This window comes from Kitasatospora sp. NPDC059673 (genome assembly GCF_042734215.1).
GTDB lineage: Bacteria > Actinomycetota > Actinomycetes > Streptomycetales > Streptomycetaceae > Kitasatospora.
Window position 1 is genome coordinate 1 of sequence record NZ_JBHWEN010000029.1, and the last position, 19,520, is coordinate 19,520.

17 protein-coding genes are annotated in these 19,520 nt (G+C 71.5%); 9 read left to right on the plus strand and 8 right to left on the minus strand.

Annotated features, from left to right (window positions below; translation table 11 throughout):
* Positions 1-180 precede the first annotated feature (180 nt).
* The gene (locus ACFV18_RS27475; RefSeq protein WP_380487676.1) at positions 181-1,185 is read right to left on the minus strand and encodes a GlxA family transcriptional regulator; all 1,005 of its coding nucleotides are present in this window, start codon (positions 1,183-1,185) and stop codon (positions 181-183) included.
* Positions 1,186-1,242: 57 nt separating this feature from the next.
* Here ACFV18_RS27475 and ACFV18_RS27480 point away from each other — a divergent pair, with 57 nt between their 5' ends.
* Positions 1,243-2,187: an NADP-dependent oxidoreductase gene (locus ACFV18_RS27480; protein WP_380487678.1), complete on the plus strand. Its 945-nt coding sequence runs from the start codon at positions 1,243-1,245 to the stop codon at positions 2,185-2,187.
* A 52-nt stretch (positions 2,188-2,239) separates the two neighbouring features.
* Here the strand turns inward: ACFV18_RS27480 and ACFV18_RS27485 are convergent, their stop codons facing one another.
* On the minus strand, positions 2,240-2,896 hold the full coding sequence (locus ACFV18_RS27485; RefSeq protein WP_380487680.1) for a TetR family transcriptional regulator: 657 nt from the start codon (positions 2,894-2,896) through the stop codon (positions 2,240-2,242).
* The gene (locus tag ACFV18_RS27490; RefSeq protein WP_380487682.1) at positions 2,893-4,446 is read right to left on the minus strand and encodes an MFS transporter; all 1,554 of its coding nucleotides are present in this window, start codon (positions 4,444-4,446) and stop codon (positions 2,893-2,895) included. The genes ACFV18_RS27485 and ACFV18_RS27490 overlap by 4 nt, the downstream gene beginning before the upstream one ends.
* Before the next feature lie 213 nt (positions 4,447-4,659).
* Between ACFV18_RS27490 and ACFV18_RS27495 the strand changes: the two genes are divergently transcribed.
* Positions 4,660-4,932 (plus strand): hypothetical protein, encoded by a 273-nt coding sequence (locus ACFV18_RS27495; protein ID WP_380487684.1) that lies wholly within the window; start codon positions 4,660-4,662, stop codon positions 4,930-4,932.
* Positions 4,933-4,962: 30 nt separating this feature from the next.
* Here the strand turns inward: ACFV18_RS27495 and ACFV18_RS27500 are convergent, their stop codons facing one another.
* On the minus strand, positions 4,963-5,631 hold the full coding sequence (locus tag ACFV18_RS27500; protein ID WP_380487686.1) for a hemolysin III family protein: 669 nt from the start codon (positions 5,629-5,631) through the stop codon (positions 4,963-4,965).
* Between the two features lie 264 nt (positions 5,632-5,895).
* Between ACFV18_RS27500 and ACFV18_RS27505 the strand changes: the two genes are divergently transcribed.
* On the plus strand, positions 5,896-7,725 hold the full coding sequence (locus ACFV18_RS27505; RefSeq protein ID WP_380487688.1) for a phosphoenolpyruvate carboxykinase (GTP): 1,830 nt from the start codon (positions 5,896-5,898) through the stop codon (positions 7,723-7,725).
* Between the two features lie 90 nt (positions 7,726-7,815).
* On the opposite strand, the gene ACFV18_RS27510 is transcribed toward ACFV18_RS27505, so the two are convergent.
* The gene (locus ACFV18_RS27510) at positions 7,816-9,030 is read right to left on the minus strand and encodes a pyridoxal phosphate-dependent aminotransferase (RefSeq protein WP_380487690.1); all 1,215 of its coding nucleotides are present in this window, start codon (positions 9,028-9,030) and stop codon (positions 7,816-7,818) included.
* 119 nt (positions 9,031-9,149) lie between these two features.
* Here ACFV18_RS27510 and ACFV18_RS27515 point away from each other — a divergent pair, with 119 nt between their 5' ends.
* The gene (locus ACFV18_RS27515; protein ID WP_380487691.1) at positions 9,150-9,815 is read left to right on the plus strand and encodes a prepilin peptidase; all 666 of its coding nucleotides are present in this window, start codon (positions 9,150-9,152) and stop codon (positions 9,813-9,815) included.
* A 90-nt stretch (positions 9,816-9,905) separates the two neighbouring features.
* Here ACFV18_RS27515 and ACFV18_RS27520 read toward each other — a convergent pair whose 3' ends face one another.
* Complete coding sequence (locus tag ACFV18_RS27520; protein WP_380487693.1) at positions 9,906-11,507, minus strand: chitinase; 1,602 nt, start codon at positions 11,505-11,507, stop codon at positions 9,906-9,908.
* Between the two features lie 336 nt (positions 11,508-11,843).
* On the opposite strand from ACFV18_RS27520, the gene ACFV18_RS27525 reads away from it, so the two are divergent.
* The 4 genes from ACFV18_RS27525 to ACFV18_RS27540 all read left to right on the plus strand — a co-directional run bounded on the left by ACFV18_RS27525 (position 11,844) and on the right by ACFV18_RS27540 (position 17,165).
* Positions 11,844-12,638, plus strand: coding sequence for an isoprenyl transferase (locus ACFV18_RS27525; RefSeq protein WP_380487695.1), 795 nt, complete (start codon positions 11,844-11,846; stop codon positions 12,636-12,638).
* A 279-nt stretch (positions 12,639-12,917) separates the two neighbouring features.
* Positions 12,918-14,249 carry a PhoH family protein gene (locus ACFV18_RS27530; protein WP_380487697.1) on the plus strand — a complete coding sequence of 444 codons (1,332 nt, stop codon included), beginning with the start codon at positions 12,918-12,920 and terminating at the stop codon, positions 14,247-14,249.
* A 405-nt stretch (positions 14,250-14,654) separates the two neighbouring features.
* A complete protein-coding gene (locus tag ACFV18_RS27535; protein ID WP_380487699.1) occupies positions 14,655-15,329 on the plus strand; it encodes a transglycosylase SLT domain-containing protein in 675 nt (224 codons plus the stop codon).
* Between the two features lie 408 nt (positions 15,330-15,737).
* Complete coding sequence (locus tag ACFV18_RS27540; protein ID WP_380487701.1) at positions 15,738-17,165, plus strand: AI-2E family transporter; 1,428 nt, start codon at positions 15,738-15,740, stop codon at positions 17,163-17,165.
* A gap of 75 nt (positions 17,166-17,240) precedes the next feature.
* On the opposite strand, the gene ACFV18_RS27545 is transcribed toward ACFV18_RS27540, so the two are convergent.
* Together ACFV18_RS27545 and ACFV18_RS27550 are read right to left on the minus strand one after the other, a co-directional pair.
* Positions 17,241-17,771 (minus strand): alkyl hydroperoxide reductase, encoded by a 531-nt coding sequence (locus ACFV18_RS27545; protein ID WP_380487703.1) that lies wholly within the window; start codon positions 17,769-17,771, stop codon positions 17,241-17,243.
* Between the two features lie 5 nt (positions 17,772-17,776).
* Positions 17,777-18,328, minus strand: a complete 552-nt coding sequence (locus ACFV18_RS27550; RefSeq protein ID WP_380487704.1) for a peroxiredoxin — start codon at positions 18,326-18,328, stop codon at positions 17,777-17,779.
* Positions 18,329-18,495: 167 nt separating this feature from the next.
* Between ACFV18_RS27550 and ACFV18_RS27555 the strand changes: the two genes are divergently transcribed.
* Entirely contained in the window at positions 18,496-19,437 is a 942-nt protein-coding gene (locus ACFV18_RS27555) for a LysR substrate-binding domain-containing protein (protein WP_380487706.1), read from the plus strand.
* Positions 19,438-19,520: the final 83 nt, after the last annotated feature.

Here is a 19,520-nt window from a genome sequence, read left to right on the forward strand (position 1 = left end):
TCCGTGTGTGGTGTGGAGCCTAGACACCTCCACCACACCGGAGGTCTTCACTTTGATCAAGCCCTGCACCGTCAACAACGCTTGTGGTCAATACAACTAGCGGGCTGTCCCTCCCAGTCCCCCTCGGCCCACCGGTGCGCGCACCGTGCAGCGGTCGCAGTGGACGGGCAGGGCCCGGGCCTAGGGCGTCCCGGCGAAGGCCCGCCCCGCGAAGGTGCGACGGTAGGCGAGTGGTGAGACGCCGATGGCCGAGTGCAGGTGCTGACGCAGCGACACCGCGTTGGCGAAGCCGACCCGGCCGGCGATCTGGTCGACCGTCAGGTCGGTGGCTTCGAGCAGGTGACGGGCCAGGGCGAGGCGCTGCTGGGTGAGCCAGCGGCCGGGGCTCTGGCCCGTCTCGTCGTGGAAGCGGCGGGCGAAGGTGCGGGTGCTCATGGCGGCGTGCCCGGCCAGTTCGGCGAGGGTCAGCGGCAGGTGCAGCCGGGCCAGCGCCCACTCGCGGGTGGCGGCGGTGCCGGTGGCGCCGGCCGCCGGGACGGGCTGCTCGATGTACTGGGCCTGGCCGCCGTCGCGCCACGGCGGGACGACGGCCAGCCGGGCGGCGTGGTTGGCGAGGGCCGCGCCGTGGTCGTTGCGGAGCACGTGCAGGCACAGGTCGACGCCGGAGGCGGCGCCGGCCGAGGTGAGGACGTCGCCGTCGTCGACGAACAGCACGTCCGGGTCGAGCCGCACCTTGGGGAAGAGCTCGCGGAACCGGTCGGCGAGCGCCCAGTGGGTGGTGGCTGGCCGGCCGTCGAGCAGGCCGGCGGCGGCGAGTACGAAGGCGCCGGTGCAGATCGAGATCAGCCGGGTGCCGGGCCGGATCAGCGCCAGCGCCCCGGCCACGGCGGGGTCGAGTTCGCCGGTGGCGCGGGCGAGGTCGAAGGGCGGGATGACCACGCTGTCGGCCGTGCGGAGGATCTCCGGGCCGTGCGCGACGGTGATGGTGAAGTCGGCGTCCGAGCGCACCGGTTGGCCGTCAACGGTGCAGGTGGCCAGCTCGTAGCTGTCCCCGGCGGCGGCGAACACCCGCCGGGGGATGCCGAGTTCGAAGGGGTACACGCCCTCCAGGGCGAGCACCGCGATCCGGTGCGGCGACGTCTTCGCGGGCTTGGGCACGCTTCCACCCTCCTGGCAGGATCCCATCGGACAGTGACCATCATGCCACTGCCGCGGGCGCCCCGGGCGGGCCAGGCTGGAGACATGACGACGAACACGATGCGAGCGATCAGCCAGCACGCCCTGGGCGGCCCCGAAGTCCTCACGGTGGTGGAACTCCCGCGCCCGGAGCCCGGGTTGAGCGAGATCCTGGTGAAGGTCCGGGCGGCCGGCCTGAACCCGACGGACTGGAAGCACCGGGCCGGCGGCCTGTTCCTTGGCGAGCCCCCGTTCGTGCTCGGCTGGGACGTGGCCGGCACCGTGGAGGCGGTCGGCTTCGGCGTCACCCTGTTCAAGCCCGGCGACGAGGTCTTCGGCATGCTGCCCTACCCGCACGGCGCCGGCGCCCACGCCGACTACGTGACCGGCCCCGCCCGGGCGTTCGCGCACCGGCCCGCCGCTATCGACCCCGTCCAGGCCGGCGCGCTGCCGCTGGCCGCGCTGACCGCCTGGCAGGCGCTGGTGGACACCGCGCAGGTGAAGGCCGGCGACCGGGTGCTGGTGCACGCCGCGGCCGGCGGCGTCGGACACCTCGCCGTGCAGATCGCCAAGTCCCGCGGCGCGTACGTGATCGGCACCGCCGGCGCCGCCAAGCACGACTTCCTGCGTGGCATCGGCGTGGACGAGCCGGTCGACTACCGGAGCACCGACTTCGCCGAGGCAGTCCGCGACATCGACGTGGTGCTGGACACCATCGGCGGCGAGTACCAGCTGCGCTCGCTGCGCACCCTGCGCCCGGGCGGCCTGCTGGTGTCGATCCTGCCCGTCCCCTTCGAGGGGCTGGCCGAGGAGGCCGAGCGGCTCGGCGTGCGCACCGCGATGATGCTGGTGGAGGCAGACCACGCCGGCCTGGCCGCGATCGCGGACCTGGCCGAACGTGGCCTGCTGCGCGCCGAGATCGCCGAAACGTTCCCGCTGGAGGAAGCGGCGAAGGCGCACGCGCTGGGCGACACCGGCCGCACCACCGGCAAGCTGGTGCTGGTGAACTGACCGGCCCCCGGGTCAGCGCCGGCCGAGCACCTTCAGAGGCTCGGCCCCCGGGTCAGCGCCGGCCGAGCTCCTGAAGGTGCCGCAGCGCCCGGTCGAGCAGGTCGGCGAGGTCGTCCTGGCCCTGGTGGTCGGCCCAGTACAGCGAGGTCTCGGTGAGCGCGGCGGCGATCGCGGCGGCGGTGATCCGCAGTTCGAGGGTGGGGGCGTCCAGGCCGGCCCGTTCGGTGAGCAGGTCGAGCAGCATCCTGCTCGGCTGACCGGTGCCGTCGAGCATCCGGGTCCGCAGGGCCGGGACGGAGGCGGTCAGCCGCATCCGCTCGTACAGCTCGGCGCGTTCCTGCTCGGCGATCCGGCGGATCAGCCCGACCAGCACCTCCCGGGCGGAGGTGAGGAACGGCTCGTCCGCCGGCCGGGCCCGGATCGCGGCCGCCATCAGCGGGTCGTACTCGTCGCTGAGGACCAGGTCCTCCTTGGTCGGGAAGTACCGGAAGAAGGTGGCCGGGGAGACCTCCGCGGCGGCCGCGATCTGGTCGACGGTGGTGGCCTCCCAGCCCTGCTCCGCGAACAGCCGGAAGGCCTCCCGGCGCAGGGTCTGGCGGGTTTTCAGCTTCTTGCGTTCGCGCAGCGACATCGGGGCTTCGACCAGCTCCTCCAACGAACCGGAGGACGCGTCGGACGGGCGGGGCCGGGCGCTGCGCGGAGTGCTCATGCGGACGATTCTCCGGGATCGCCGACCGCCCCGGCCAGCGGCCGCAGCTCGGCGGTGTCCGTGGCCACGGGGTCGCCGCCGCCCGGCATCCGGGCCGCGACCAGTACGGCGGACAGCGCCGCGAGGATCCCGGCGGCCAGCATCACCAGGCCCATGCCGTGCACGTACGCGCTGTGCGCGGACGCGGCGAGCGCCGGATCGCCCAGCCGCTCGGCGACCGCGTCGGCGGCGATCACCGAACCGCGGACCCGGTGCGCGGCGTCCCCGGGGAGCGGCGGGAGGTGCAGCGCCGAGCGGTAGCCCGCCGCCAGCAGGCTGCCGAACACGGCGACGCCGACCGCGCCGCCGACCTGGCGGAGCGTCTGCACCAGGCCGGAGCCGACCCCGGCCTTGGCGGGCGGCAGCAGGAGCATCGCGGAGGCGGTGGCGGTGATCAGCACCAGGCCGAGCCCGGCGCCGAACAGCGGCAGCCACAGCGCCGTCCACCCGTAGCCGTCGCCCGGCGCGGTGCGGCTGCCGAGCAGCAGGGCGAGGGCGGTCAGCGCCAGCCCGGCCGCGATCACGCCGCGCGGGGCGAAGCGGCGCACCAGGCGTTCGCCGAGCCGGGCGGCGACCAGCAGGCCGCCCATCATCGGCATCAGCCGCAGGCCGCTGCCGAGCGCGTCGGTGCCCAGCACGCTCTGGAAGTAGGCGGGCAGCACGAAGAACCCGCCGAACAGCGCGACCGAGACCAGGGTGACGGCGATCGCGCACCAGCGGAACACCGGCTCGGCGAGCAGCCGCAGGTCGAGCATCGGGTGGTCCTGCTGCTTGCTGCGCAGCACCAGCGCGGTCAGCGCGCCGGCCGCGCCGAGCAGCGCGGTGAGCACCAGGGCGTCGCCCCAGCCGCGTTCGGCGCCCTCGATGATGCCCCAGGTGAGCGCGGCCAGGCCGCCCGCCGCGAGGCCCGCGGAGCGCAGGTCGATCCGGGGTGCGGCCGGGTCGGCGGACTCGGGGAGCAGCAGCAGGCAGGCCAGCACGCCGAGCACCACCAGCGGCACGTTGATCAGGAAGATCGAGCCCCACCAGTAGCCGCGCAGCAGCAGCCCGCCGATGATCGGCCCGAGCGGCACGCCGATCGCGGTCATGGTGGTCAGCAGCGCGGTGGCGCGGCGCTGTTCGGCGGGTGGGAAGACGGCGGGGATCACCGCCATCGACATCGGCATCACGAACGCGGCGGCCAGGCCCATCGCGGCGCGGGCCGCGATCAGCGTGGCGGGCCCGCCGGCCAGGGTGCCGATCACGGAGGCCGCGCCGAACAGCGCGAGGCCGGTCACCAGGGTGCGGCGGCGGCCGAACCGGTCGCCGAGCAGGCCGGCCGGGAGCAGGGCGGCGGCGAACACCACCGTGTAGGCGTCGACGATCCACTGCTGCTGCCCGGTGCCGGCGTCCAGCTGCCGGGCCAGGTCGGGCAGGGCGACGTTCAGCACGGTGGTGTCGAAGCCGATGACGAGCACGCTGAGTGCGACCGCGGTCAGTGCGATCCAGCGACGGGGGTGCGGAGCAGGCATGACGGATCTCCATCTGATGGCATCTCTCAAATGAGAGTAGCTCTCAAAAGATGCCGAGTGTCAACCGAAGCCCACGCTGCGGGATTCCCACTTCTGGAATTGACGCGCTGTTGATCCCCCGTTCGCCCGCGCTGCGTGCCGAACGTGTCACTGTAGGTGGGGAGTTCTCTGACGACTCGTCAGATGGCCTGTCGGGCGGTGGGAGGTTTGCCAATGGAGTACGGAGCGACCGGGTTCTGGAGCGGCGTGGTCGGTGTGCTGGCCGCGCTGGCCGTCATAGCCGGATACTTGATCGGCGGAGCCCGCCTGGTCTGGGTGGTCTCGGCGGTCGAGGTGCTGGCCGTGATGGCCTGGGTCGCGTACCGCTTCCGCGGCCGGGCCCACCAGCGGACGGCAGGCGAAGGGCCCGACGCGGCGCACTGCGAGCGCTGCCGTCGGGCCCGGGAGCGGCTGGAGGCGAGGGTGGCCCAGCCGGTGCGGTACTGACGTGCTGTGGGGGGATCGTTTCTGCCGGGATCAGCCGGCGGCGGTGTACGCCACCAGCGAGACCCCCACGTACTGCACGATGAACGCGCCGAGGGTGAAGGCGTGGAACACCTCGTGGAAGCCGAACCAGCGCGGTGACGGGTTCGGGCGCTTGAGGCCGTAGATCACCCCGCCGATGGTGTAGAGCGCGCCGCCGACCACGATCAGGGTCAGGACGGCCGCGCCGCCCTTGTGCAGGAAGTCCGGCAGGAAGAACACCGCCGCCCAGCCGAGCGCCACGTAGCACGGGGTGTACAGCCAGCGCGGGGCGCCGACCCAGAACACCCGGAACGCTATTCCCGCCAGCGCGCCGCCCCACACCAGCCACAGCAGCACCTGCTGCCGCGCGCCGTCCAGCAGCAGCATGGTGAACGGGGTGTACGTCCCGGCGATGATCAGAAAGATGTTGGCGTGGTCCAGCCGGCGCAGCACCGCCTCGCCGCGCGGTCCCCAGGTGAAGCGGTGGTACACCGCGCTCACCCCGAACAGCAGCCAGGCACTCACCGAGTAGACGGCGCAGGCGATCCGCGCCGCCGTCGACCCGGCCAGGCAGATCAACACGATTCCGGCGGCCAGCGAGGCCGGGAACATGCCGGCGTGCAGCCAGCCGCGCCACTTGGGCTTTGCGAGATCGAGGGCTTCCGCGGTCATGGACAGCATCTTACGGAACCGTAGGTTACCGGCGCGTAGGAAAGTGGCGATCCTCACTTTTAGACGTTCTGGAGTGTTCGGAGGATGTCATCGAGGGTCGAACGGGCCCCTCGGAGGGCGATCCGGGGCCACCGATTCAGACACTATGTAGTAAAGATCTCGTCAATGACGCCATTTCGACAAAGGAGGGGCGGGTCGGCGGGTCTACCGTGTAAGGACCCTCAACCCCCGCGACGCCGTCTCCTGGCCGAGATGGTGTGAAACGGAGCGATCGTGTCGCCTCAGATCTCTGCGCTCACCGAGTCCGCGCCCACCCGCCACCAGCGCCTGGTGGCATGGGTCAACGAGATTGCCGAGCTCACCCAGCCCGACCGCGTGGTGTGGTGCGACGGCTCCGAGGAGGAGTACCACCGCCTCGCCGAGCAGCTCGTCGCCCAGGGCACCTTCACCAAGCTCGACGAGACCAAGCGCCCCAACTCCTACTACGCGGCCTCCGACCCGTCCGACGTCGCCCGCGTCGAGGACCGCACCTTCATCTGCTCGGAGAAGGAAGAGGACGCCGGCCCGACCAACCACTGGAAGGCCCCCGCCGAGATGCGGGAGGTCTTCTCGGGTGAGAACGGCCTGTTCCGCGGCGCGATGAAGGGCCGCACCATGTACGTGGTGCCGTTCTCCATGGGCCCCGTCGGCTCCCCGCTGGCCGCGTACGGCGTCGAGATCACCGACTCCGCCTACGTCGCCGTCTCGATGCGCGTGATGACCCGCATGGGCCAGGCCGTGCTCGACCAGCTCGGCGAGGACGGCGAGTTCGTCAAGGCCGTGCACACCGTCGGCGCCCCGCTCGCCGAGGGCGAGGCGGACGTCGCCTGGCCGTGCAACACCACCAAGTACATCTCGCACTTCCCGGAGACCAAGGAGATCTGGTCCTTCGGCTCCGGCTACGGCGGCAACGCCCTGCTCGGCAAGAAGTGCTACGCGCTGCGCATCGCCTCCACCATGGCCCGCGACGAGGGCTGGCTGGCCGAGCACATGCTCGTCCTCAAGCTCACCCCGCCGTCCGGCGAGGCGAAGTACGTCACCGCCGCGTTCCCGTCCGCCTGCGGCAAGACCAACCTCGCCATGCTCCAGCCCACCATCCCGGGCTGGAAGGTCGAGACCATCGGCGACGACATCGCCTGGATGCGCTTCGGCGCCGACGGCCGGCTCTACGCCATCAACCCCGAGGCCGGCTTCTTCGGCGTCGCCCCCGGCACCGGCGAGGACACCAACGCCAACGCCATCAAGACCCTCTGGGGCAACACCGTCTTCACCAACGTCGCCCTCACCGACGACGGCGACGTGTGGTGGGAGGGCCTCACCAAGGACGCCCCCGCCCACCTCACCGACTGGCGCGGCAACGACTGGACCCCCGAGTCCGAGACCCCCGCCGCCCACCCGAACTCCCGGTTCGCCGTCCCGGCCGCGCAGTGCCCGACCATCGCCCCCGAGTGGGAGGACCCGGCCGGCGTCCCGATCTCGGCGATCCTGTTCGGCGGCCGCCGCGCCACCGCCGTCCCGCTGGTCACCGAGTCCTTCGACTGGCAGCACGGCGTCTTCCTCGGCGCCAACATCGCCTCCGAGAAGACGGCTGCCGCCGAGGGCACCGTCGGCGAGCTGCGCCGCGACCCGTTCGCGATGCTGCCGTTCTGCGGCTACAACATGGGCGACTACTTCGCGCACTGGCTGAAGGTCGGCGCCGAGGCCGACGCCACCAAGCTGCCGAAGATCTACTACGTCAACTGGTTCCGCAAGAACGCCGAAGGCAAGTTCGTGTGGCCCGGCTACGGCGAGAACAGCCGCGTCCTGAAGTGGATCGTCGAGCGTCTCGAAGGCACCGCGGAGGGCGTCGAGACCCCGATCGGCGTGCTGCCGACGGTCGAGAGCTTCGACCTCGACGGGCTGGAGATCCCGGCCGCCGACCAGGAGCTGCTGTTCTCGGTCGACAACGAGATCTGGAAGCAGGAGGCCGCGCTGGTCCCGGCCCACCTGGAGATGTTCGGCGAGCACACGCCGAAGGCGCTGTGGGACGAGTACCAGGCCCTGGTCAAGCGTCTGGGCGAGTGACGCCGCGCTAGCACCGAGCGCTTCAGCAAGGTCCGGACGAGGACGGGACTTCCGTCTTCGGCCGGACCTTGCTGTTCGTGGTCTCCCGCTTCAGGGCTGCACGTAGCCCGACAGGAAGTCGCCGATGCGGGTGACCGCGTCCGTGATGTCCGCCGGATGGGGGAGGGTGACCAGGCGGAAGTGGTCGGGGTCGGGCCAGTTGAAGCCGGTGCCCTGGACGATCAGGATCCGCTCCGCGCGCAGCAGGTCGAGGACCATCTGCGCGTCGTCCTTGATCTTGTACACCTGCGGGTCGAGCCGCGGGAACGCGTACAGCGCGCCCTTCGGCTTCACGCAGGAGACGCCGGGGATCTCGTTGAGCAGCCGGTACGCCGCGTCGCGCGAGGCGAGCAGCCGGCCGCCGGGCAGGATCAGCTCGCGGATGGACTGGCGTCCGCCGAGGGCCGCGGCGACGGCGTGCTGGGCGGGCATGTTGGCGCACAGGCGCATCGAGGCGAGCACGTTGAGGCCCTCGATGTAGGAACGGGCGCGCTGCCGGTCGCCGGAGAGCACCATCCAGCCGCTGCGGAAGCCGGCCACCCGGTAGGACTTGGACATGCCGTTGAAGGTGACGCAGAACAGGTCCGGGGCGAGGGTGGCGAGCGGGACGTGCTCCACGCCGTCGTAGAGGATCTTGTCGTAGATCTCGTCCGCGTACACCACCAGCCGGTGCTGCCGGGCGAGTTCGACGATCCCTTCCAGCAGCTCGCGCGGGTAGACCGCGCCGGTGGGGTTGTTGGGGTTGATCACGACGATCGCCCGGGTGCGGTCGGTGATCTTCGCGGCGATGTCGGCCAGGTCGGGGTACCACTCGGCCTGTTCGTCGCACCGGTAGTGGACGGCGGTGCCCCCGGCCAGCGAGACCGAGGCCGTCCACAGCGGGTAGTCGGGGGCGGGGACGAGAACCTCGTCGCCGTCGTCGAGCAGGGCGGTCATGGCGAGCTGGATCAGCTCGGAGACGCCGTTGCCCAGGTAGACGTCCTCGACGGACAGGCCGTGCAGGCCGCGGTCCTCGTAGTGCATGACCACGGCGCGGCGGGCCGACAGCAGGCCCTTGGAGTCGCCGTAGCCGTGCGCGGAGGACAGGTTGCGGAGGATGTCCTGGAGGATCTCGGGCGGGGCTTCGAAGCCGAACGCGGCCGGGTTGCCGGTGTTGAGCTTGAGGATGCGGTGGCCCTGCTCCTCCAGCCGCATCGCCTCGTCGAGCACCGGGCCGCGAATGTCGTAGCAGACATTGGCGAGTTTGCTGGACTGGATGACCTGCATGCCCGCTTACTTTACGGGCGCGCCGGGCCCATCCCCGCGTGGTGTTCGCCACCTGGACACGGACGGGCGAACGGTGGTGCGGCGGTAGGGTCACGGCGGGCCGTCAGGGGAGGCGTCGGATGCTGACAGCGCTGGGAGCGGTGCTGGGTCTGCTGGTGGGGGTGCCGCTGCGGTCGGCGGTGGTCCGGTACGCGGTGCCGGGCGGCGAGCCGTGGCGGGCCTGCGCGGTGACGCCGCTGGGCCGTTGCGTGCGCTGCGGCGAGCGGGCCGGACCGCCGCCGCTGGCCGTGGAGTTGACGGCCGGGGCGGTCGGCGCCGCGCTGGCCGCGTACCTGCCGGGACGGTGGCTGCCGCTGCTGGTGTGGGTGGCGCTGTTCGGTGTGGCGCTGGGGTTCGTGGACGCCGCGGTGAAGCGGCTGCCGGACGCCCTGACCCTGCCGCTGCTGGCGGGCACGGCCCTGCTGGTCCCGCTCGCCGACCACCGCCCGCAGGTGTGGCTGCGCTGCGCGCTCGCGGCGGGCGCCCTCGGGGGCCTGTTCCTGCTGCTGGCGCTGTTCGCGCCGATGGGCCTGGGCGACGTCAAACTCGCGCCCTCGCTCGGCGCGGTGCTCGGACTGGCCGGCTGGCGGGCGTTCTACGCCGGTCTCCTTTACATGTGGGTGATCGCCGCGCTGTGGGCGGTCGCCCTGCTGGTGCTGCGCCGGGCCGGCCGCCGCACCGAACTGGCCTTCGGCCCGGCGATGCTGCTGGGCACCCTGGTGGCCGTGGTGGTCACCACCCGCTGACATGGGCGGGGCCCGTCGTACCCCCAGTGGTACGACGGGCCCCTGGTGTGCACCTGCCCCACCCTCAAGGAGCGGTGCACCGGCGGAGAGTCACGGCATGCTGCGGACGAAGGCGCCGACGTTGGTGGAGAAGTCGTTGCCGTTGTTGGCGTCCCAGTTGGTGGACCAGGTCATCGCACCGCGAATGGTCGGCCACTTGGCCGGCGGGACGAAGCTGCCGCAGTGGTTGCCGGTGGCCAGGCAGTCCAGCGCGTTGTTGACCACGGTGGAGTTGACGTAGCCGCCGCCCGCCGCCCTGCTGGAGGCCGGGACGCCGATGCCGACCTGGTCGGGCCGCAGACCGCCCTGGATGTGGGTGCAGACCTGCGCGGTGATGAAGTCGACGGTGCCCTGGGTGTAGACCTTGCCGTCGCAGCCGTTCATGCCACCGGAGTTGTAGAACTGGGTGTTGACGACGGTCAGGATGTCCTTGGTGGCCAGCGCCAGCTGGAAGTACGCACCGGCGGTGGAGTACATCCCGATGGTCTCGGGGGCCATGGTCAGCACGAAGCCGGAGCCGACCCTGGCCTGCAGGGTGTGCAGCGCCTGCGCCAGGTAGGTGGCGTTGACGCCGTTCTCCAGATCGACGTCGATGCCGTCGAAGCCGTACTGCTGGATCAGCTGGTGGGCCGAGTCGGAGAACGCGGTCGCGGCGGCCGAACTGCCCACCGAGATCGCGCCGTTCTGGCCGCCGACGGAGAGCACGACCTTCTTGCCGGCCGCGTGCTTGGCGGCGATGTCGGCCTTGAAGTCGGCGTCGGTGTAGCCGCCGAGCTTGGTGGCCAGCGCCGGGTCCAGGGTGAAGGAGATCGCGCCCTGGGTGGTGGTCGCGTCGGCGAAGGAGACCGCGATGATGTCGTACGCGGACTGCACGTCACGCAGCTTCTGCACGGTCGAGCCGTTGTCGAAGTTCTGCCAGTAGCCGGTCAGCAGGTGCTTGGGCAGGCCGGTGTTCGGCGGCGGGGTGGTCGCCGAGCCGGACGGGCCGGGCGAGCTGGACGCCGACGGCGAGGCGCTCCGCGAGGGCGAGGCCGAGGCGGAGGGCGAGGCGCTCTGCGAGGCGGAGGCGGAGGTGGACGGCTTCGGGGAGACCGAGCTGGCGGACGGCGACGGGGAGGCGGTGCCGCCCGGGCCGATCAGCTGGATGTCGTCCGCGTAGTAGGTGGGCTGGCCGTACCAGCCGTGGATGTACAGCGTGACGCTGGTGGTGTTGGCGCCGGTGGTGAAGCCGGTGTTCAGCTGGTTCCAGCTGCTCTGCGCCGACCAGGTGGACGGGTCGGTGCCGCCGGTGCCGCGGGCGCCCAGGTAGACGTACGAGCCCTGGACCCAAGCGTTCAGCGAGTAGGCGGTGTTGGGGAGCACCGAGACGGTCTGGGTGCACTCCGCGGTGTCGCCGGCGCCCGGGGTGGCGGCCAGCGCGCCGGTGCCGGAGTGGACCGGGGTGGAGACCGCGGTGGCGTTGCCGGTGCAGGTCCAGCCGGACAGGCCGGAGTCGAAGCCGCCGTTGGTCACCAGGTTGCCGACCGCGGCGTTCGCGCCGCCGGCCGACAGGGCCAGGCCGGTGCCGGCCAGGGCCAGCGCGGTCGCGGTGGCCAGCACCGCCGGGAAGGTGTTGCGGCGCCGGTGGGACGGCTGCTGCAGGGTACGGGCCATGACAGGCTCCAGTGCAGGAGAGGGGGTGGGGGAGTGGGGGGAGAGCAGACGTGGCGGGGGAAGGGAGAGCCGCCGCGGTGGGGGGCGCGGCGGCTCCGCTGTGGGGGTGGGTCCGCTGTGGTGCTGACCACACGCTGGACTAGACCAATGGCAAGCGTCAAGACCCGGAATCCGGTTTAGGGACCGTTTAAGGATTCGGAGACCGTTCCGTATCCGGCCCCGGACGCGCACTGTGACAAGACCGGTACCTGCGGTTTTACGTCCGTAATGCCTGGCGGAGTAGGCTGCCGCAGGGATTTCGCACCCGGAGCAATCAGCACGGAGGGGCCGTTCACGATGGGTCTGCGCGATGTGGTCGAGCGCACGCCGGGGCTGCGTACCCTGCTGGACCGGGCCTACCGGCTGTACGGCCGCCGGGTCGAGGTGCACCTGGCCAACACCCCGCACCACATCGGCGTGATCCTGGACGGCAACCGGCGCTGGGCCAAGGCCACCGGCGGCACCACCGCCTACGGCCACCAGCGCGGCGCCGACAAGATCAGCGAGTTCCTGGGCTGGTGCGAGGAGACCGACGTCCGGGTGGTCACCCTGTGGATGCTCTCCACCGACAACCTGGCCCGCCCCGCCGAGGAACTCGTCCCGCTGCTCGGCATCATCGAGGACGCCGTCCAGGGCCTGGTCGACGCCGGCCGCTGGAAGGTCCACCCGGTCGGCGCGCTCGACCTGCTGCCCGCCCCCACCGCCGAGGTGCTCAAGCGCGCCGAGCAGCAGACCGCGCACATCGACGGACTGACCGTCAACGTCGCCATCGGCTACGGCGGCCGGCAGGAAATCGCCGACGCCGTCCGCTCGCTGCTCCAGGAGCACGCCGGCCGCGGCACCTCGATCGAGGAACTGGCCGAAATCCTCGACGTCGAGCACATCGCCGAGCACCTCTACACCAAGGGCCAGCCCGACCCCGACCTGGTGATCCGCACCTCCGGCGAACAGCGGCTGTCCGGCTTCCTGCTCTGGCAGTCCGCGCACAGCGAGTTCTACTTCTGCGAGGCCTACTGGCCGGCCTTCCGCAAGGTCGACTTCCTGCGGGCGCTGCGCGACTACCAACTGCGCAACCGGCGGATGGGGCGCTGACGCCCTGCCAGTTCGCCCGGGCGGCCGGTCGGTTCCTCATACCCGTGCCGCCCTGCGGGGCGGTGCTCATCTGTTGTGCGAGGCGTTGACGGCCGGTCGGTTCCCATACCCGGCCGCCCTGCGGGAAAACGTTCACCCGTTGTGATCCCGCCGTTCGTCCAGGCGCGAATGCGGGCCTCCTCGCCTGGGAAGACTCCCCTCAGACCGTCCCCCCGGCCAGCGGGGCCGCGGGGACCGGTGGGCCGCGGGTGACGTCGGGTCACCCGCTCTGGAGGGCTAGTGGTCAGTACCAAGAGCCGCCGGACACCAGACCGGCGCACGTACGTCCTCGACACCAGCGTGCTCCTGGCCGACCCTCTCGCCATGACGCGCTTCGAGGAGCACGAGGTGGTCCTCCCGGTGGTCGTGGTGACCGAGTTGGAGGCCAAGCGGCACCATCCGGAGCTCGGCTACTTCGCCCGCCAGGCGCTGCGCCTGCTGGACGACTACCGGATCCGCCACGGCCGGCTCGACGAGCCGATCCCGGTGGGCGAGTTGGGCGGCACCATCCGGGTCGAGCTGAACCACTCCGACCTGTCGATCCTGCCGGCCGGCTACCGGGCCGGCGGCGGCGAGGCGGACACCCGGATCCTCGCGGTCGCCCGCAACCTGCAGGCCGAGGGCTACGACGTCACCGTGGTCTCCAAGGACCTGCCGCTGCGGATCAAGGCGAGCTCGGTCGGGCTGCTGGCCGAGGAGTACCGGGCCGAGCTGGCGATCACCTCCGGCTGGACGGGCATGACCGAACTGCACGTCCCCGCCGACCAGGTGGACGAGTTGTTCGCCGGCCAGGAGCACGCCCTCTCCGTCGAGGGCGCCGAGCAACTCCCGGTCCACACCGGCCTGGTGCTGCACTCCGAGCGCGGCCGCGCGCTGGGCCGGGTGGCCCCCGACGGCCGGGTGCGGCTGGTCCGCGGCGACCGCGAGGCGTTCGGCCTGCGTGGCCGCAGCGCCGAGCAGCGGATCGCCCTCGACCTGCTGCTCGACCCGGAGATCGGGATCATCTCGATGGGCGGCCGGGCCGGCACCGGCAAGTCCGCGCTCGCCCTGTGCGCCGGCCTGGAGGCCGTCCTGGAGCGCCGCCAGCACCGCAAGGTGATGGTGTTCCGCCCGCTGTACGCGGTCGGCGGCCAGGAACTCGGCTACCTGCCCGGCAGCGAGGCCGAGAAGATGGGCCCCTGGGCGCAGGCGGTGTTCGACACCCTCTCCGCCGTCACCACCCAGGACGTGATCGAAGAGGTCATCTCCCGCGGCATGTTGGAGGTGCTGCCGCTCACCCACATCCGCGGGCGCTCGCTGCACGACGCCTTCGTGATCGTGGACGAGGCGCAGTCCCTGGAGCGGAACGTGCTGCTCACGGTGCTCTCCCGGATCGGCCAGAACTCCCGCGTGGTGCTCACCCATGACGTCGCCCAGCGGGACAACCTGCGGGTCGGTCGGTACGACGGAGTGGTCGCGGTGGTGGAGAAGTTGAAGGGCCATCCGCTGTTCGCCCATGTCACGCTCACGCGTTCGGAGCGTTCGCCGATCGCCGCACTGGTGACCGAGATGCTGGAGGACATCCAGCCGTAGGCATAACCGGACACACCGGGGCAAAGGGGTCTGACGCTTACCGTCAGGCCCCTTCGCTGTCAGCCCTGTTGACGCCCCCTCGATCGTTCGTCCGCCAAACGCCCAGGTGGCGAAGTTTGTGAGATCCGCCACGGCACAGGGAATTGCGTAGACACCGTCGCGTGCGGCATGGTGAGGGTTCTGTCAGGCCCCGCGTACGGCCCTTCCTCGCCCGGCAACTTCGGTCGGCGGGCGGAAAACTGAACACCGTAAGGCCGTACGCCGCTCGATTCCACCGCCGCTCCGGGCTCGCCCGGGGGGACGGCCGAGCCAGCGCCTCCCGTGACCAGAGCTCGACGGAGGCCAGTGACCAGGGGCATGTTGCGCCCGGAGGTCACACGCCGGGCGACGCTGGAAGGAAACCATGTGACTCGGATCTCGGTCCGGGGAGTCGCTGTCGCCTCCGCCACCGCGGTGACCGCCGTCGGTGCTGTCGTAGGTGCGGCCTCTGGCAGTGAGGGCAAGACCGTCCAGACGGTCGACGTCGCGAGCGCCACCCTGCTCGCCGACGCGCCCACCGGTGCACAGGCCCAGAACGTCAGCGACGGCATCAGCCGCCAGGCCAACGCCCAGCAGGTCTCCGCCGACGCCGCCGCCAAGAAGGCCGCGGAAGAGGCCGCCCGGCAGAAGGCCGCCGCCGACGCCCAGGCGAAGGCCGACGCGGAGAAGGCCGCCAAGGCGGCCGAGGAGAAGCGGGCGAAGGAGGAGGCCAACCGCGCCTCCGCCCGCAGCGCACTCGCCACCGTCAGCCCCGGCTCGGTCCAGGACATGGCGCTGCAGATCGTCGGCGACGCCAACCAGTTCCAGTGCTTCAGCCAGATCGTCAAGCGCGAGAGCGGCTGGGACTACACCGCCACCAACGCCTCCTCCGGTGCCTACGGCCTGGTCCAGGCGCTGCCGGGCTCCAAGATGGCCTCGGCCGGCGCGGACTGGCGCACCAACCCCGCCACCCAGATCAAGTGGGGCCTCAACTACATGAACAGCCGCTACGGCAGCCCCTGTGGCGCCTGGTCGTTCTGGCAGTCGCACCACTGGTACTAGGCCGACAGCCCGGTACCGGCTCGAAGTCGTACCGAAGGGCCCCGTTTCTCGCACGGCCGAGAACGGGGCCCTTCGTGCTGCCGCGAGACAGCGGCCTCTGGCGGGCCGTGCCGCCCGGGCGGCGCTGACCAGTGCGCTGCGGGCGGCGACGGCTCGGTGCGGACGCGGGGGAGCGGAGCGGGTCCTGGTTCCACCACTCCCGACCGGTCCGCCGACAGAAGGTCCGTTGAGGCCCCTTCCCACCTTCGGCCGGACGAAACGGGCAGATTGGTGATGATTTGCCCGGAACCTCCTGGAACCGGTCGTGTTACCCCCGAGACCCGGGGCCCCGCCGACCGGTAGCGTTTCTCGCCGACGGCCGCGCGACCCGCGGCCGCGCAGCAGACGAACGCGGGGGAGACCGGGGCAGTGACGGAAGAGACGAACGGCGGCCGCTGGCGCGGCGTCGCCAAAATAGGGGCACTGGCGGCCGGCCTGTTCGCGGCCGCCGAACGCCGCCGCCGTGCGGCCATCACCGCCGAGGCGCAGGCCCTCGCCACCGAGCAGGCCGTCGAACTCGCCGCCGAGCGGGCCGCCCGCCGCACCGTCGAGCAGAGCGCCCGCCAACTCGCCGAGCACGACGCCGCATCGGCCGACAGCCGGGCCCTTGCCGTCGCATCCCCGGAACCGGCGGCCGACCCGACCGTCCCCGCCCCGCGCAGCGCCGAACACCAGGTCGGCGCGCCCCCGCTCGGCCGGCCCGCCACCCCGGCGGACGCGGTGCCGTGGACGCTGCGGGTCGCCGCCGAGTCCACCTGGCGGCTGCTGCTGATCGGCGTCGCCCTCTACGTGGTCTTCCGGGTCATCGACACGCTGCGGCTGGTCGCCTTCTCGGCCCTCGCCGCGGTGCTGATCGCCGCGCTGCTGGAGCCCACCGTCTCCTGGCTGCGCCGGCACGGCGTCCCGCGCTCGGTGGCCGCGGCCGGTACCTTCCTGTCCGGTCTGGCGGGCATCGGCCTGGTCGGCTGGTTCGTGTTCTGGCAGGTGTCCACCAACCTCGACCGGGTCACCGTCAAGGCGCAGGACGGTGTCCGGCAGCTGCGGGACTGGCTGCTCAACGGCCCGTTCCACCTGACCCAGGACCAGCTGGACAACTTCACCAACCAGATCACCACGTCCATCGGCAAGAACTCCGACCAGCTGACCTCGGCCGGTTTCACCGGCGTCAGCATCGCCGTCGAACTGCTCACCGGCATCGCGCTGGCCGCCTTCACCGTCTTCTTCCTGCTCTACGACGGCGCCCGGATCTGGACCTGGACCCTGCGCGGCCTGCCCCGCCACTCCCGCTACGCGATGGCCGGCGCCGGACCCAAGGCCTGGGCCACGCTGACCGCGTACGTCCGCGGCACCGTCACCGTCGCCTTCATCGACGCGCTGTGCATCGGGATCGGGCTCCAGTTGCTCGGGGTGCCGATGGCGATGCCGCTCGCGGTGATCATCTTCCTGGGCGCGTTCGTGCCGCTGGTCGGCGCGCTGGTCACCGGCACCATCGCGGTGCTGATCGCGCTGGTCACCGTCGGACCGTTCAAGGCGCTGATGGCGCTGGTCGTGCTGGTCGCCGTCCAGCAGCTGGAGGGCCACATCCTGCAGCCGCTGATCCTCGGCCGGGCCGTGCGGGTCCACCCGCTGGCCGTGGTGCTCGGCGTCGCCGCTGGCTCGATCGTCGGCGGCATCGCCGGTGCGATCGTGGCGGTTCCGCTGATCGCGGTGACCAACACCGTCACCGGGCACCTGCGGCAGCGCAACGCGGCCGGGCAGGAGGTCTTCCAGGCGATAGCGGCGGCCCGCAAGCAGTAGCGGGCATGCGGAAAGGTCCGCCCGGGGAGGGGATTTCCTCCGCGGACGGACCTTTCCGTTGTTCGTTGCGCGTTGTTACGCCAGCTGCGCTTCGGCGTCCAGCACCGAGGCGACGGCCTGGACGGTGGCGGCGACTTTCACGGAGGCCTGGATGACCTCGCGCTCGACGCCGGCCTTGCGCAGCACGCCCTCGTGCGAGTCGAGGCACTGGCCGCAGCCGTTGATCGCGGAGACCGCGAAGCACCACAGCTCGAAGTCGACCTTGTCGACGCCGGGGTTGCCGATGATGTTCATCCGCAGACCGGCCCGCATCGTCCCGTACTCCTTGTCGGAGAGCAGGTGCAGCGTCCGGTAGTAGACGTTGTTCATCGCCATGATCGCGGCGGCACCCTTGGCGGCCTGGTAGGCCTCGGGCGACAGGTGCGACTTGGCCTCCGGCTCCAGCTCGCGCAGCACGGCCGGCGAACCGGTCGCCATCGCGCAGGCCAGCACGGTGCCCCAGAGCTGCTGCTCCGGCAGGTCCGAGTTGCCGATGACCGAACCCAGGTTGAGCTTCAGATCCTTGGCGTAGTCCGGCAGGGCTGCCTTGAGTTCGTCGAGAGCCATCGGGGTCAGCCGGCCAGCAGGGCCTGGGCGTCGAGGGTGTCCTCGCCCTTGTTCCAGTTGCACGGGCACAGCTCGTCGGTCTGCAGGGCGTCCAGCACCCGCAGGACCTCCTTGGGGTTACGGCCGACGGAGCCGGCGGTCACCATGACGAACTGGATCTCGTTGTTCGGGTCCACGATGAACACCGCGCGCTGGGCGGTGCCGTCCGCGCCCTCGACGCCGCAGGCGCGCATCAGGTCGTGCTTGACGTCGGCCAGCATCGGGAAGGGCAGGTCGCGCAGGTCCTTGTGGTCCTTGCGCCAGGCGTGGTGGACGTACTCCGAGTCACCGGACACGCCGAGGACCTGGGCGTCACGGTCGGCGAACTCCTCGTTCAGCTTGCCGAACGCGGCGATCTCGGTCGGGCAGACGAAGGTGAAGTCCATCGGCCAGAAGAACACGACCTTCCACTTGCCCTCGTAGGACTTGTGGTTGATCTCGGCGAAGGCGTTCGCGGCGTCGAGGTCCACGCAGGCGTTGAGTTCGAACTCGGGGAACTTGTCACCGATCGTCAGCACGTCGCTTCTCCAGGGGTTGAGATGAGGGTTGTCCGAATTGCGGACTTGTCCAGCGTCGCACAAGGGCTACTGATCAGTGAAATCGGATCTGCTGCTTTGCCTGATAGGCAATTCCGATCAGTGAGGCACACTGGTGGCAGCATCGGACCCACGCAGGAAGCGCAGTCGTGAAGCACCCTACGCAACGCACCCCCACCATCTCCCAGCTGCGGGCCTTCGCCGCCGTCGCCGAACACCTGCACTTCCGGGAGGCCGCCGCCGCGATCGGCACCAGCCAGCCCGCACTGTCCGGCGCCGTCGCCGCACTGGAGGAGACCCTCGGCGCACAACTGGTCGAACGCACCACCCGGCGCGTCATGATCACCCCGCTCGGGGAACGGGTCGCCGTCCACGCCCGGCAGGTGCTGTCCGCGTTGCACGCCCTCACCGAGGAGGTCGAGGCCGCCCGCCGGCCGTTCACCGGGCCGCTGCACCTCGGTGTGATCCCCACCGTCGCGCCCTACCTGCTGCCGACCGTGCTGCGACTCGTCCGCGACGCCTACCCCGACCTCGAACTGCACGTCCACGAGGAACGCACCCCCTCCCTGCTGGACGGCCTCGCCGCCGGACGCCTCGACCTCCTGCTGCTCGCCCTGCCCGCCGGCGGGAGCGCACCGGTGGCCGAAATCCCGCTGTTCGACGAGGACTTCGTGCTGATCGTGCCGCCCGAACACGAACTCGCCGGGCAGCGCGACGTCCCGCGCGACGTGCTGCTCGACCTCGACGTGCTGCTGCTCGAGGAAGGCCACTGCCTGCGCGACCAGGCCCTCGACATCTGCCGCGAGGTCGGCGCGGACGTGTCCGGCGGGAGCACCCGCGCCGCCGGACTCTCCACCCTCGTCCAGCTGGTGGCCGGCGGCCTCGGCGTCACCCTGCTCCCCGCCACCGCACTCGATGTCGAGACCGGCCGCACCGACCGCCTCGCCAGCGTCCGCTTCGCCTCCCCCACCCCCGGCCGCCGCATCGGCCTCGCCCACCGCCCCGGCTCCGCCCGCACCGCCGAGTACGACCGCTTCGCCGCCGCCCTCCGCGACGCCCTCCGGGACCTGCCGGTGCGCATCGCGCCCTGACGGGGCCCCTGGGCGGGCCGGTGCATGGGCAACCACCAGCCGTGGGCATAACCGAGGTGGTGGGAACGAGGCAGGGGGTGGCC